General features: G+C 35.6%; 9 protein-coding genes and 4 tRNA genes. 7 read left to right on the forward strand and 6 right to left on the reverse strand.

Going from position 1 to position 14,614, the window contains the following annotated elements; translation table 11 throughout:
* Positions 1-67: 67 nt before the first annotated feature.
* A complete protein-coding gene (locus ORNRH_RS01450; RefSeq protein ID WP_014790142.1) occupies positions 68-1,849 on the forward strand; it encodes a MutS-related protein in 1,782 nt (593 codons plus the stop codon).
* A gap of 180 nt (positions 1,850-2,029) precedes the next feature.
* A complete protein-coding gene (metK, locus tag ORNRH_RS01455) occupies positions 2,030-3,286 on the forward strand; it encodes a methionine adenosyltransferase (protein ID WP_014790143.1) in 1,257 nt (418 codons plus the stop codon).
* A gap of 73 nt (positions 3,287-3,359) precedes the next feature.
* Here the strand turns inward: metK and ORNRH_RS01460 are convergent, their stop codons facing one another.
* From ORNRH_RS01460 to ORNRH_RS01490, 6 genes are all read right to left on the reverse strand, one after another.
* Positions 3,360-7,199, reverse strand: a complete 3,840-nt coding sequence (locus tag ORNRH_RS01460; protein WP_014790144.1) for a TIM-barrel domain-containing protein — start codon at positions 7,197-7,199, stop codon at positions 3,360-3,362.
* A gap of 166 nt (positions 7,200-7,365) precedes the next feature.
* On the reverse strand, positions 7,366-8,052 hold the full coding sequence (locus tag ORNRH_RS01465) for a hypothetical protein (RefSeq protein WP_014790145.1): 687 nt from the start codon (positions 8,050-8,052) through the stop codon (positions 7,366-7,368).
* 391 nt (positions 8,053-8,443) lie between these two features.
* Positions 8,444-8,518, reverse strand: a tRNA-Pro gene (locus ORNRH_RS01475).
* 62 nt (positions 8,519-8,580) lie between these two features.
* A tRNA-Arg gene (locus tag ORNRH_RS01480) sits at positions 8,581-8,654 on the reverse strand.
* A gap of 16 nt (positions 8,655-8,670) precedes the next feature.
* A tRNA-Pro gene (locus ORNRH_RS01485) sits at positions 8,671-8,745 on the reverse strand.
* A gap of 6 nt (positions 8,746-8,751) precedes the next feature.
* Positions 8,752-8,835: transfer RNA gene (locus ORNRH_RS01490), tRNA-Ser, on the reverse strand.
* A gap of 286 nt (positions 8,836-9,121) precedes the next feature.
* On the opposite strand from ORNRH_RS01490, the gene dapA reads away from it, so the two are divergent.
* The 5 genes from dapA to ORNRH_RS01515 all read left to right on the forward strand — a co-directional run bounded on the left by dapA (position 9,122) and on the right by ORNRH_RS01515 (position 14,537).
* Entirely contained in the window at positions 9,122-9,988 is an 867-nt protein-coding gene (dapA, locus tag ORNRH_RS01495; protein ID WP_014790146.1) for a 4-hydroxy-tetrahydrodipicolinate synthase, read from the forward strand.
* 148 nt (positions 9,989-10,136) lie between these two features.
* Entirely contained in the window at positions 10,137-11,201 is a 1,065-nt protein-coding gene (locus tag ORNRH_RS01500) for an AAA family ATPase (RefSeq protein WP_014790147.1), read from the forward strand.
* A gap of 3 nt (positions 11,202-11,204) precedes the next feature.
* Positions 11,205-11,879: a DUF4276 family protein gene (locus ORNRH_RS01505; RefSeq protein WP_014790148.1), complete on the forward strand. Its 675-nt coding sequence runs from the start codon at positions 11,205-11,207 to the stop codon at positions 11,877-11,879.
* Between the two features lie 55 nt (positions 11,880-11,934).
* Entirely contained in the window at positions 11,935-12,846 is a 912-nt protein-coding gene (locus tag ORNRH_RS01510) for an N-acetylmuramoyl-L-alanine amidase (protein WP_014790149.1), read from the forward strand.
* A 14-nt stretch (positions 12,847-12,860) separates the two neighbouring features.
* Entirely contained in the window at positions 12,861-14,537 is a 1,677-nt protein-coding gene (locus tag ORNRH_RS01515; protein WP_014790150.1) for a glycoside hydrolase family 3 protein, read from the forward strand.
* Positions 14,538-14,614: the final 77 nt, after the last annotated feature.

The following is a 14,614-nucleotide window of genomic DNA, read 5'->3' on the forward strand; positions in this document are numbered from 1 at the left end:
AAATGTACGACCCTTTAAAATTAAAATAATTTAGCACAAAGTGCGATTACTTGCCAATTTTTAAATTATGAACATTTATTTAACTAAAATTAAAGAACATAAACAAACAAACAAAAATTTAAAACGAAATTTATTTATAATAATCGCACTGAGATTCCTTTTATTTTCATCGCTAACTTTTTTGATTTTCAAATACGAATCTCTTAGCAAAATCTTATTTTTCACATTAGTAGGATTTTTTTTAATTGTTTTCATTTTTATTTTTAAAATTCATTCTAAGCTAAAAAATAAATTACTTTTAACTCAAAATTTAATTCAAATAAATCAAAAAGAATACGATTTTTTAACCGAAAATAAAAAACCATTTTCAAACGGCGCACAATGGATAGATCCTACGCACAATTACACTTTTGATTTAGACATTTTTGGCGAAAGTTCACTATTCCACTACCTGAATCGCTGTGCCTCTATTTTGGGAGAAAGAAATTTGGCTCAAAAATTAAGTTCAGGTTTGGGAGAAAATGAAATTACCGCCAACCAGAGTGCAATTCAAGAATTAAGCAAAAAAATTGATTTTAGGCAATTTCTATTGGCACATACTATGCAACTTGAAAATGAGGAAAAAAATTACCAGCAACTCCTTAATTGGGCAAATAAAAAATCTAAATTTAATTTTTTTTTCAATTTTATGCTGTATCTATCGCCAGCTCTTTTCATCATTTCAGTAGGGGCTTCAGTGTATGATTTAAGATTTTTATGGCTAAGTTTAATTGCATTTTCAATTAATTGTTTTATTCTTTTGTTTTTCTACAAACCTATTATGAACGAAATCGCGCAATTTGAGCGAATTTCGGCAATTATTCAAATTTACAGCCAAAGCCTATCAATCATAGAAAAAGAACATTTTAACGATAAAAAACTAAACGAACTTAAACAAAAAATTCAACAAAATACATTTTCTGCAAGCCAAGAATTTAAACAACTGGCACGGATTTTTTCTGATTTAGAAGGAATTTTCAACATTGCAGGAGCTTTGGTTTTCAATGGCTCAGTACTATACCACATTCATATCTTTAAACGGCTATTCGCTTGGAAAGAAAAAAATGTACAAAATATTGAATTCTGGACGGCAGTCATCGGCGAATTTGAAATGCTCAATAGCCTAGCAAATTTTGCATACAATAACCCCAGCTATTGCTTTCCACACATTAATCAAAATAATTCTATTTCGTTTGAAAATATGAGCCATCCGCTTATTAACACTCAAAATAGAATTGGGAACACGATTGATTTTAATCCGCAACATTTTGTAATTCTCACAGGAGCCAACATGTCTGGAAAAAGTACTTTTTTGCGCGCATTGGGCGTAAATTTAGTTTTAGCCAAAATCGGTTCGCCCATCTGTGCAAGGCACGCCAACATTCAGCCGATGAATATTTTGGTTTCTATGCGACAAACAGATTCGCTAAATGATGGGAAATCGCTTTTTTATGCTGAAATTTTAAGGCTAAAACAGATTATTTATAATTTAAAAACTGAAAAATCCTTTGTATTGCTTGATGAAATTTTGCGGGGGACAAATTCCGAAGACAAGCAACTCGGAACACAAAAAATTGTAGAAGAAATTTTAAATTTAAAAGCTTTTGGCTGTTTAGCAACACACGATTTAGTCATCACAGAAATGGCTAAAAAATATCCTACTCAACTTGCCAACAAATATTTTGAGACCCGAGTTATAAACAATCAACTAGCCTTTGATTACCGATTAAGAGAGGGAATCAGTAATAGTAAAAATGCACTTCATCTCATGGAATCCCTTGGGATTTTCTCTACCATGGAATGCAAATAATCGTTAAAAATTAGGTTTAAAGGGTGTAACTCGCTAAATTTGCACCGCAAAATAAAATTAAAGATTGGAGGATAAATTTGACGGGTTGCAACCTCATTAAAAAATGCTAATACGGATTTTTTCTATATTCACAGCTTCCCATTTTATTTATTGCTCCGGTGTAACAAAAAAAATTAAATTATGTCTTATTTTTTTACATCAGAGTCGGTGTCTGAAGGGCACCCAGATAAAGTAGCAGATCAAATTTCTGACGCTATTTTAGATCACTTTTTGGCATTTGATAGCCAAAGTAAAGTTGCTTGCGAAACTCTTGTAACCACAGGACAAGTAATCTTGGCGGGCGAGGTGAACTCAAAAGCCTATGTTGATTTACAAGAAATTACACGCAAAGTTATCGGTCGTATTGGGTACAACGACAGCCAAATGAATTTTACAGCAGATTCTTGTGGTGTGCTTTCTGCCATTCACGAGCAGTCGCCAGACATTAGACAAGGTGTAGTGCAATCTGAAAAAGAGAATCAAGGGGCTGGAGACCAAGGAATGATGTTTGGTTATGCGACCAACGAAACCGAAAACTTTATGCCTTTGGCACTCGATCTTTCGCACAGAATTTTGCTTGAATTGGCAGATATTCGCAAAAACGGAACCGAAATGCCTTACCTTCGTCCAGATGCCAAAGCACAAGTTACTTTGGAATACAGCGACGATAACAAGCCTACAAGCATCCACACGATTGTGGTTTCTACACAGCACGATGAGTTTGGCGATGAAAGAGCAATGCAAGAGCGCATCCGTAGAGATGTGATTCAAATTGTGATTCCGCGTGTGATTCAGAAATTGCCTACGCACATCAAGGAATTATTTACATCAGACATCACCTACCACATCAACCCAACGGGCAAATTCGTAATCGGTGGACCGCACGGAGATACAGGACTTACGGGGAGAAAAATCATCGTAGATACTTATGGTGGTAAAGGTGCCCATGGTGGAGGTGCTTTCAGTGGTAAAGACCCATCTAAGGTAGACCGTTCTGCGGCTTATGCTATGCGCCATTTGGCTAAAAACTTAGTAGCTGCAGGCGTGTGCGAAGAAGCTTTGGTACAAGTGTCTTACGCCATAGGTGTAGCAGGGCCTATGAGCCTTTGCATAGAAACTTATGGAACAAGCAAAGTAGATTTAAGCGATGCAGAAATTGCTCAAAAATTGCTTGAAAAATACGATTTCCGTCCTTATGCGATTGAAGAAAAATTCAAATTGCGTAATCCTATCTACGAAGAAACTGCGGCTTACGGGCACATGGGTCGTGAACCTCGCACCGTGAAAAAAGTTTTTGAAGGAAACGGACGCGATAAAGTAGAGTGCGAAGTAGAACTTTTCACTTGGGAAAAATTAGATATTGTAGATGAATTAAAAGCGCTATTTGAGCTTAAATAATTAATCTTTCTTTTATAAAAAAGGCTGAAATTCTAGAATTTCAGCCTTTTTTTGATTAATGAAGTTTTTTGTACTATTCTTGAGTGTTTAAATTTTTATCTACCAAGATAATTTTCTCTGCTTTAAAATTCGGTTTTCCTGCTTTTTTAGCTTTAAAAATAATTTGGCAAAGGTCTAAATCTCCATCAAGCACTGGCTTCTCACCCACATTCACAAAAGTAGGATAAAGCACTTTTTCTCCACTTGAGTGCAAACGATCGTTGGTCAAATTTTCCATGGATTGCAAGTTCAGTGGCTTGATTGAAACAAACTCATAAGACTCGCTGTTATACGGAATCGCTAGGCTCAGCGCATTGACAGATTTAAGCCCTTTACCTTTGATGGTTACAATCACATCCTCTCCCGCTTGGTAAGATTTCTTATCGGTTGAAAGGCTTAAATTTCCCTCCACTTTGTCCGATGTATTTGGGTTTACGCCATCTTCCAATTGTGTGGCAACATTGGAAATATCGTAGGCATCGATCCAGCCATTTTTATTGACATCACCACGGCTTACATAACCTTCAAAATCAGAATCTCCTTGTTTAAGCCCTGTATAGTTGATGTAAGATGTAAAGTCGTTTTGGTCGATTTTGCCATCGTTGTTAATGTCGCCTGGGATATAGCTTTCTGTACCAGGCACCTTGAACACATAAATTTCGCGTCCGCTTCCGTAGTTACCCACCGCTTCGGTTACAGCGATTTTCACGAAACGAGCCGTTGGATGTTTTTCAAAATTAAATACCTTTGGTGTATCACTTCTATCCCAGCTAAATGTTCCGCTTTCTGTCCAGTTCTTTTTATCTTCGCTGGTGTACACTTTTCCTTTTAAGAAGATACCATTTCCGCCATCTACTCTTGGCAAATAAGAGAATTTATCCAATTCGTTATATGATTTTAAATCAATCACAATATCAAACGGAACAGCTTGGGCTCTGTATTTTGTATGCATGGTAGAGCCTTCGTTTCTGTCGAATAAATTGCTTAGCTCAAAGCCTTCTTGCATAGGCACAGAAATTTCTCCTTGAATGCCCTCAATCGCAAATTGCAACGGATTGGCTTTGGTCGTTACCGCAAGTGTTTCCCAGTCTGATGCGCCCGATTTATTTACCGCTCTTAATTTTAGCTCATAAGGCGTTTCTGCGGTCAAGTTTTCAATCAACAATTCGTTATTTTTAATGGTAGAAAACTTAACATCGCCAAGCATGATTTCGTAGAAATCCGCGTTTGGTTCCGCTGTCCAAGTTGGGCGAAGGCTATACGGTTTTATATTCTCATCGGTCACTGCAAAATTTTGTGGTGCCTGCAATGCGCCTGTTTTCTTTAATAATGGATTTTCTATATTAAATTTAAATCCTTTTACTTCTAGCTCTACTCTGTTTTGAGCAACATCTGTTTTTTCCAAACGAACTAAAACTTGCGGATTTTTGATGATTTCCACTTTTTCAAACTCGCTACCTTTGGTCGCAAATTGATTAAAATTTGGTTTTTCGTTATAGAAATAAACATTGGTTTGCTCCATGAAATCTTTTAAAGAATGTACTTCTTTTAGCTTAATTCTTTTTCTACCAATGCGTGCTTTTAATCTTTTAGGCTTTTCGCTTACATTAATTCTAAATTCTGTAATTTTTTCTTTTACAAAACCTTTAAAATCACCACTTGTAGGCTCCACCACTACTTTAACTTTATCTCTATCTTGGTCTGAATTGATTATAGTTTTGGTTGATTTTCCTTTTAAATAAGCTTGTGTGAGCCCATCGTCGTCGTATGCAGTAAAGCTTGATTTTCCATGAGGATAAATGTCATAAATTCTTAAAGCTTTATCTATTTCAGATACATTGTTATTAGGATTTGCCATCGGAATGATTGCGCCTGCTTTCACAAAAACTGGCAGTTTCCAAATTGGTGCATCAAAATTATTGATGACTTGCCCACCTTGGTACACATCGCCAGAGAAATAATCGATCCAGAGACCTTGAGGCAAATAAATATTGTTTCTAACATCGTTTCCTTTGTCGTCTGATTGTGTTGCTTGATAAATCGGTGCTACAAGGAAGTTCTCGCCACACAAAAATTGATATTCAGTCGCTTTACCGAGCGTGTATGGATTGGGCTCGGCAAGAAGCATTGCACGCACAATTGGATCTCCATCTACTGCCTCATTTGCCACACTATAAATGTATGGCATTAATTCAGATTTTAATTTTAAATAATTTCTATTAATTGAAGTCGTAGGCTCTCCCAAAATGTGTGGATATTTAGGATTTGCACCCCAGCCATCCATGTTCAGCTGCATAGGTGTAAAGGTTTTCCATTGGAAATCACGAATATTCACAATTGGATTTTTACCTCCAAAGATTCCGTCCATATCCGATGAAATATTGGGCTGACCAGATAATCCACTACCTAAGTAGGTAGGTATATGGAATCGGATATATTCCCAGTTTCCGCCTGTTTGGTCTCCCGACCAAATTCCTGCATAGTGCTGTGTGCCAGCCCAGCCATCTAACGAAATAATGAAAGGACGAGCATCGTTTCCGTATTTAGGCATAATTTCGGCGACATCTTGCACGCCATTTAGCCCAAAAGAATATCCTGCTCCCACCCAAGCCACATCGGTCTTGAGCACTCGCACGCCTGCATCTTTCACTTCCTTGATAATGTCTCGCTGCAAGAGTGCCTCAATACCTTTTTTCGGGTGTAAATCAGACTGTGTCCAAAGCCCCACCTCTACGCCATGCTTATTGGCATACTCAGTAAATTGCTTTAAATTCTGAATATTCCCTTCCAGCGTATTGGTTTGCCCATATCCTGCACCATAACCATCGTTGGGCAAAATCCACCCCAGTGGCATATCGTAACGGCTGTAACGATCGACCACGGCACGCGCCGAAAATTGATAATTATTTTTTTCTCCGTTCAAGGATTCTTTGATGCCACCATTGTCCTTTTGGCTTTCTTTGTACTTTTTGCCATCTTCAAACAAAATTCCCTTAGGGTCTTCTTTCCAATAATCTCGGTTATAAGCATTTAAATGCCCTTGATAAAATCCAAATTTTGGTAACAAAACAGGATTTCCCGTTAATTGATAATAGTCGTTTAAAAGCCCCACTGGCGTTTCGCTCACCATGAAGAACACATCGGCATAGTTTGTATCGTGTTGCAATTTTACCACACCGCTGTTTCGGGTACCAAAATCGTATTTACCTTTTTTGAAAGTGTACCACATAAATCCGTAGCCCTCCGTAGACCAATAAAAAGGCTTAGGCGAAGCCACGCCGCCATCTGTCCAGCTGTTTTCGTTTACAATGTTGATGGCTCTGCCTTTATGCGAAAATCGTCCGTTTTGCACGCCGCCGCCATAGAAATACTCGTTTGGCCGTTCTTTTAAAGTAATAACTACACGATTTTTTTGAAATTCAACAGGCGAAGCTTCTTTTACCACCCATTGGTTATTTTTCTTATTTTTTATGCTAAATAATCCCGATTTTTTATCAAAAACCACAGCAATTACATCTGTATCTATAGTAATATTGCTGCCGCTTTCGTTTAAGGATAAATTTTGTACTTTTTTGCGGGCATTTGGGATTAAGATTTCTGCCTCTGGCTTGGCTTGTGGCTTTCGGAACGAATTGCCCGAAGGGTCTAGAAAATACCTAAAAATATTGTTTCCATAGAAATCTAAAAGAATCTTTTGCTGATTTTGCAAAATGATTTCTACTGTGGTAGCATTCAATTTTTTTGCACCCACAATGGGCGAGCTTTTTACTCCGAGTTCACTTGTGGAACTAGTTTGTTGCGCTTCGGTCATCGTGGGAGTTGCCACAAACCCAACTACCGAAAGGGCAAACAAGGCAATTTTGTTTGTTTTCATTTATAAAATTATTTATTAAAAAATCGATTAAAAATAAATTTCAGACTAATTTACAAAAAAATCATAATTAGCCACAATTTATCCATAAAAAAAGCCACCCATCAAATTGACGAATGGCTTTAATTCTTAAAATCAATAAACTACATTTTCTTAAATGCCTTATTTATTACACATTATAAATAGGCGCTGTTTTGTCCAAAACTTCTTTTAATTCTTTGGCTGCGTTGTAATACCGAATATTATCTATATCCTCTGGATCCTCTTCATAATATTCTTTCTGTTTCTCATAATAATCGTTCATAAAATCTTGATAATTACTATCATTGCAAAGCCTTAATATAACAGCCTTTTTCATTGGGGCAAATTGACCTAAAATATCCCATAATTCCTCCTCTGTTTTGTCTTTTATATATTCGTACAATACCGTTAAATCTTTCCATTTTTCAAAAAAGGGAAGGGCTTCAAACTTTAATATAGCGCTAATTTTTTCTTTAACCTCATTTATAGTTGTTTCATTTATCAAGCACCCCTTGTTATAAGATATATTTCTACTAAAATCATACATTATATTAAAAGAATTTCTTACTCCTTTAATTGTTTCCAATCCTTGTAACTTGTTTTTGAACAATATAGGCTGTATTATCTCTTCTAAAAAAATATAATGTAACCAATATTTTGTATTAAAAATTTTTATTTCATTATTTTTTTCCTCCAAAAACCAACTGAACCCAAAATATCTACCATGATCTTTTTTCAAAAAAATAATACTATCGTCTATACTTATATGGTCAAAATGGTTTAAGTATTTTTTCACACCATCTACAATATATCTATTACACTCAATTATTTCCATATTCTTAATCTTTAAAATTAATATCGTTCATTTTGAAAGGAGGTATTTTTATATTATCTCCATCGCTAATTATCTTATATACATCCTCTCGGTGGATTCGGACATTTGTATTACCCTGAAATTCTTTTGGCAATTTGGAGTCTATTGTCCTCACCTCAAATTCTATAAATTTTTTATTAGGATTGTCTCTAAAAACATTTATCAGCTCGCTTTTCTGGTTTGGTGTCCAAGGGGAAGTTTTACTTAACTTACTATCGCTTATAATCGCTCTAAAATAAGTTCTCCCTCTATTGTCTCTAACCTGTTTCAAAAATAATTCATCGGCAAGAAAAAAGCAATTTTGCAAAACAAAAAAAAGCCGTTCGAAAAAATCGAACGGCTTTAACTTTTGTCGGGGTGGCAGGATTCGAACCTGCGACCTCCTGGTCCCAAACCAGGCGCGATAACCGGGCTACGCTACACCCCGAACAAAAAACCTTAACAATAAAATAACCCTAAAAAAAACCACTTTAACAGTGGCCTCAATTGTGATCACGGCAGGATTCGAACCTGCGACCGATTGCTTAGAAGGCAATTGCTCTATCCAACTGAGCTACGTGACCGCTTTTTTTAAACTTGTCGGGGTGGCAGGATTCGAACCTGCGACCTCCTGGTCCCAAACCAGGCGCGATAACCGGGCTACGCTACACCCCGAGGCTGCGGAGAGACTGGGACTCGAACCCAGGCGACGGTTTCCCGCCGACAGATTAGCAATCTGCTCCGTTACCACTCCGGCACCTCTCCTTTCGCTTTACTAAATAACTTTAAGCCTTTAGTCTCAAAAGCGGTTGCAAATATATAACTCATTTTTTATTTTCCAAAAAATTATCGCTTTTTTTTGCAAATATTTTTCAGCAAAAACATTTAATCATTTAGTAATCAAAAAGAAACAAAATATCATTTTTTATCATCACTGGCAAATAAGTATATTTATCTTATCTTTGATTTAATTTCTAGATTTTTATTCTTTACTTCTTTTTATATTTAAAAACATCGTATATTTGTTTAACTTAATCAAAGAAAAAACACAATGAATAAAGAATTAATAGGTACAGGTGTAGCACTTGTAACTCCGTTTTTAGACAACGGCGAAGTGGATTATCAAGGATTGGAAAGTCTAGTAAATCACGCCATCGATGGCGGGGTGGAATACCTTGTTGTGATGGGGACTACGGCAGAGGCTGCTACTTTGACCAAGGAAGAAAAAACGGAAGCTATTGCCTGCATCAATAGAGCAAATAATGGTCGTGTGCCGATGGTGCTCGGTATTGGAGGAAACAATACAAGAGAAGTGATCAAACAGATAGAATCTACGGATTTAACTGATTACACAGCAATTTTATCGGTTTCGCCTTATTATAATAAGCCTACGCAAGAGGGAATTTACCAACATTTTAAAAGCATTGCGGAATCTACCGAAAAAGACATCATTTTATACAATGTCCCAGGAAGAACGGGCTCAAACATCGAGCCTGCAACTACGATTCGCTTAGCAAACGATTTTGAAAATGTGGTAGCCATTAAAGAGGCTTCGCCAAGCTATAGCCAGTCGGCAAGTTTACTTTTAAATAAGCCTAAAGACTTTTTGGTGCTTTCTGGCGATGATGAGTATGCTCTCCCGATGACTTTGGCAGGTGGCTCGGGCGTAATTTCGGTTATTGGGCAGGCGATGGGCGAATATACGCAAATGATTCGCCACGCACTTAATCGTGAAGTGGATCAAGCTTATGAAATTTTCTACAAACTTTTGCCACTTACGCGTGCTATTTACAAAGAAGGAAATCCTGCGGGAATCAAAGCTACTTTGGAACATTTGAACATCTGCGACAGAAACACCCGTTTGCCACTAATAAAAGCAAGCCAACAGCTTTCTGATGAAATTAAAAGTTATTTATAAACAAAATACTTTCAGAACAAAGAATCCTTGGTGAATTTTCGTCAAGGATTTTTTTTATTTAATAAAATTCAATACCTTTAGTGACTGATTGAGTATTAATCTTTCAGTATTTATATAGATTCTTCTAACAGAAATAGGATTATTTATCATGGATTACATCAAAATAAAAGGTTTTAAATCAATAAAAGACACATATATAGAAATAGCGCCTATTAATATATTAATAGGCGCAAACGGTAGTGGTAAAAGTAACTTCATATCATTTTTCGATTTTATACACGCAATCTATAATCTCAAATTAAATGAATACACTGCGTTAAAAGGTGGTGGAGACAAAATTCTTCATAAAGGAAAAAAAATAACAAATGAACTTTCATTTAAAATTGAATTCGATTCTGGTAACAATGGATATGAAGTTAATATGAAATTTGGTGATGATGGATTTGTCATAACAAGAGAAAATTTAATTTACAAACAAGATAATTGGATTATTTCTACATCTAGCAATGAAACAAAGTTGAAATACTCTACAATTTTTAGAGCTAAATATATCAAAAATTATTTAAACGGATTTAGAAGGTATCATTTTCATGACACAGGAAAAAACTCACCTTTTTCAAATTACAGTAATATTGAAAATGATTCATACTTTTTCTATACAGATGGTTCAAATATTGGAGCTTTTCTATATAAAATCTTAAATGAGGATAAAAGTACATATAAAAAAATTATTAAAAACATAAAATCTATTGCTCCATATTTTTCTGATTTCTATCTAGTTCCAAATAAAGAAAAAAACATAAGATTACAATGGAATGATATTTATAGTGATACTATATATGGTGCTAATGATTTTTCTGATGGTACTCTGAGGTATATAGCTCTTTCAATTTTATTTCTCCAACCCAATCTCCCCCACACAATTATTATTGATGAGCCTGAATTAGGATTACATCCCACAGCTATATCAAAATTATCAGGTATGATAAAAATAGCAGCGTCCAAAAATTGTCAGATAATCATTGCTACCCAATCTGCCGACTTAATTAAGTACTTTAATCCAGAAAATATCATAAAAGTAGATCAAGAAAACGGAGAAAGTAATTTCAAAAGACTGAGCAATGAAGAACTTAAGATTTGGCTTGAAAATTACACCTTAGATGATTTGTGGAAAAGAAATTTAATTCAAGGCGGACAAGTAAATTATTTTTAAAAAATGAAAAGAATTTTAATAATATGTGAGGGGCAGACAGAATTAGAGTTTTGTAATAAGATTATTTATAGATACTTAATAAAACATGATATTTTCGTATCATCGACAATTATTGGAAAATCTGGAGGTATTGTTGTTTGGGAGACTTTGAAAAATCAAATCGAAAAATTTTTATTTAACGATACTAATATTTACGTAACAACATTAATAGACTTTTACGGAATACATTCTAATCATAAATTTCCAAATTGGGAAAAAATAGAGATTATCAATAACAAGTTTGAATTTGTTAGACTCATCGAACAAGGAATGAAAGAAAATATTGATATAAAAATTCAAAATCGCTTTGTCCCATATATACAACTTCATGAATTTGAAGCTTTGTTATTTATTGATATTAAATACTTTGAGAATATCTTTACGGATGATGAGTTAATTGGGGAAAATGTAATTAAACATTTGATAGAAACAAATAATAACCCCGAAACGATTAACAATAAAAAAGAAACATCTCCTAGCCACCTACTATTAAATCATATTAAAGGCTATAACAAAGTAGTATATGGCAATATTTTAGCCGAAGAAATTGGGATAGAAAATATCACAAAAAAAGCTATTAGGTTCAATTCTTGGATAAATAAATTAATCAATATTTTTTCTGACAACGTACTATTCTAAAAGTCGTAATGGCTATTTTTTTATATTTTTGCAAGGAATGAATTTTTAGAATTAAATGAAGAATTATTGGAAAAAGAGCCTTTTTATACTTGGAGCTCTCAGCATTGTTTCATGTACTACAACTAAGCATGTAAAAGTGGTAAAAACCATTACCAAAACTGATACTATTTATGTAAATCCATTTAAAGATGTAGATGTAAATAATTATGTTGTCGCAAAACCAGAGGGCTACACCATCAACAACGACTACTACCCTGCCGTGAGTCAAGATTTTAGACAAAAATTTTTGATTTTACATTACACGGCACTTGACACGCCAAAATCACTTATGGTTTTGAGCGAAAGAAATGTGAGCGTGCACTATGTGGTAAACGACTATGATGACAACCAGATCAATGCACTTGTGAGCGAAAACAAACGCGCTTGGCATGCGGGCGTGAGCTACTGGGGCGGGCGTACTAATTTAAACGATTCTTCCATCGGGATAGAAATCGTAAACATGGGGAACACTTATGGAGAGTATCAGGATTTTCCAGATTACCAAATCAAAAAAGTAGGTGCCCTTGCCAAGGATATTGTGAGCCGTTACAACATCGATCCCACCCATGTTTTGGGACACGAAGATATTGCGCCACAGCGAAAACCAGATCCAGGACCTAAATTCCCTTGGAAAAGACTGTATGATGAGTATGGCGTGGGAGCTTGGTACGATGAACCTACCAAAATATTCTATATGAATCAATTTCCTGAGGCACAAAAAGATGACATGAATTTCATTGCAGATTTTCAGAAAGATTTAGCCACTTATGGCTATGAAATCTCACCTCTTGGCTACTGGGACGAAAAATCGAAAAAAGTGGTAAAAGCCTTTCAAAAACACTTTAGACCCACAAATTACGATGGAAACCTAGATGCAGAAACTTGGGCAATCTTAAAAGCTTTGCTTAAAAAATATAAATCTAAATAATTCATTTTTCTGGTATGAAAAAATTGCTCATTTGCAGTATTCTCATTTTAAGCTTAGCCTTAAAAGCTCAAAAAAACGCTCCATTGTATGTAAACGAAATTCAAATGCAGTGGGTAGACAGCTTGTCTCAACAAATGTCTCTAGACGAAAAAGTGGGACAGCTATTTATGGTTGCGGCTTACACCAACAAGGATTCGGTGCATGAAAAAGAAATCGAAAATTTGATTGCCAAAGAAAAAATAGGCGGATTGATTTTTATGCAAGATAATGCCGAAAAGCAAGTTGAGCTAGCCAATCATTACCAGAATTTATCCAAATATCCACTACTCATAGGCATGGACGCTGAGTGGGGGCTCGCCATGCGGCTTAAAAACACACATCGTTTCCCGTGGGCAATAACGCTCGGGGCGGTGCAAAACAACGATTTGGTATACCAAATGGGCAAAAAAATCGCCGAACATCTAGCCATGGTGGGAGCTCAGTTTAATTTTGCGCCAGACATTGATGTAAATGTAAATCCTAACAATCCAATCATTGGGAATCGCTCATTTGGCTCATCGCCTAAAAATGTGGCAGAAAAGGGATTTTATTACATGAAAGGCATGCAAGATCAGCGAATTTTGGCTTCTGCCAAGCACTTCCCTGGGCACGGCGACACCGACCAGGATTCGCACCAAACGCTACCCACCATCGCACACAGCAAAGCTCGCCTAGAAGCCATAGAATTGGCACCTTTCAAAGATTTGATACAGAAGGGAGTTACTGCCATTATGGTAGCACATTTGAATGTTCCTGCCTTTGAACAAGATCCTAAAAAACCTGCTTCGCTTTCAAAAAATATTGTAACTCATTTATTGAAAGAAAAAATGGGATTTCAGGGAATTATCATTACCGATGCGCTCAATATGAGTGGCGTGACCAAAAATTTCCCTGACGGAGAATCGGATTTTATCGCCTTTGAGGCTGGAAACGATATTTTGCTATTTTCTCAAGCAGTGGCAAAGGGCAAACAAAAAATTATAGACGCCATAAAATCTGGACAAATTTCTGAACAAAGATTAAATGAGAGTGTTCGCAAGATTTTAATGGCTAAATACTACTCGCATTTAAATCAAAGAAAACCTCTTTTTGCTGAAAATTTAATCCAAAAATTAAATGACAATGAAAGCAAAACACTTAATTATCAAATTTTTGAAAATGCCATGACGCTGCTCAAAAACGATAAAGCTCAATTACCTTTTTCTGCCAATGAGAAAATTGCTTGGCTCCCACTAGGAGAAGAAAATTACGAAATTTTAGCTCAAAATTTAGCACAATTAAACATTCAGCAAATTGGTAGAAATGAAAAAGATTTAAAGAAATTTGATAAAATCTTTATTTCTTTTCATGTTTCTAATGCCTCTGCATATGCTTCCTACAAAATCAGCGATGCAGACCGCAAATTGATTGAGGATTTAAGTCAAAAAAATAAGGTTTCGCTTGCCATTTTTGGTAGTCCTTATGCACTAAAAAATTTAGAAACACAAAATATCAAAAGCATCTTGGTCGCATACCAAAACCACCAAGATTGTCAGGAAATTGTGCCAGAAATCCTTTTCGGCAAGAAAAACACGCTGGGCAAATTGCCTGTAGATGTAAAAGATTTCCCTGTGGGTTCAGGGCTTAATTTATTAGAAATCAATATTGAATAAATTTGAGATGGAAGATTTTTTTATAGAACTTATTATACATTTTGTGTGGACAACCTTTCTTATCTGGTTTATAGGGT

Origin of the sequence: Ornithobacterium rhinotracheale DSM 15997, from assembly GCF_000265465.1 — a bacterium.
Taxonomy (GTDB): Bacteria; Bacteroidota; Bacteroidia; order Flavobacteriales; family Weeksellaceae; genus Ornithobacterium; species Ornithobacterium rhinotracheale.

Excerpts from the sequence above, each read along its gene's own strand:
- ORNRH_RS01450 (WP_014790142.1), top strand. The coding sequence starts at position 68 with ATGAACATTTATTTAACTAAAATTAAAGAACATAAACAAACAAACAAA.
- metK (WP_014790143.1), top strand. The coding sequence starts at position 2,030 with ATGTCTTATTTTTTTACATCAGAGTCGGTGTCTGAAGGGCACCCAGAT.
- ORNRH_RS01460 (WP_014790144.1), bottom strand. The coding sequence starts at position 7,199 with ATGAAAACAAACAAAATTGCCTTGTTTGCCCTTTCGGTAGTTGGGTTT.
- ORNRH_RS01465 (WP_014790145.1), bottom strand. The coding sequence starts at position 8,052 with ATGGAAATAATTGAGTGTAATAGATATATTGTAGATGGTGTGAAAAAA.
- dapA (WP_014790146.1), top strand. The coding sequence starts at position 9,122 with ATGAATAAAGAATTAATAGGTACAGGTGTAGCACTTGTAACTCCGTTT.
- ORNRH_RS01500 (WP_014790147.1), top strand. The coding sequence starts at position 10,137 with ATGGATTACATCAAAATAAAAGGTTTTAAATCAATAAAAGACACATAT.
- ORNRH_RS01505 (WP_014790148.1), top strand. The coding sequence starts at position 11,205 with ATGAAAAGAATTTTAATAATATGTGAGGGGCAGACAGAATTAGAGTTT.
- ORNRH_RS01510 (WP_014790149.1), top strand. The coding sequence starts at position 11,935 with ATGAAGAATTATTGGAAAAAGAGCCTTTTTATACTTGGAGCTCTCAGC.
- ORNRH_RS01515 (WP_014790150.1), top strand. The coding sequence starts at position 12,861 with ATGAAAAAATTGCTCATTTGCAGTATTCTCATTTTAAGCTTAGCCTTA.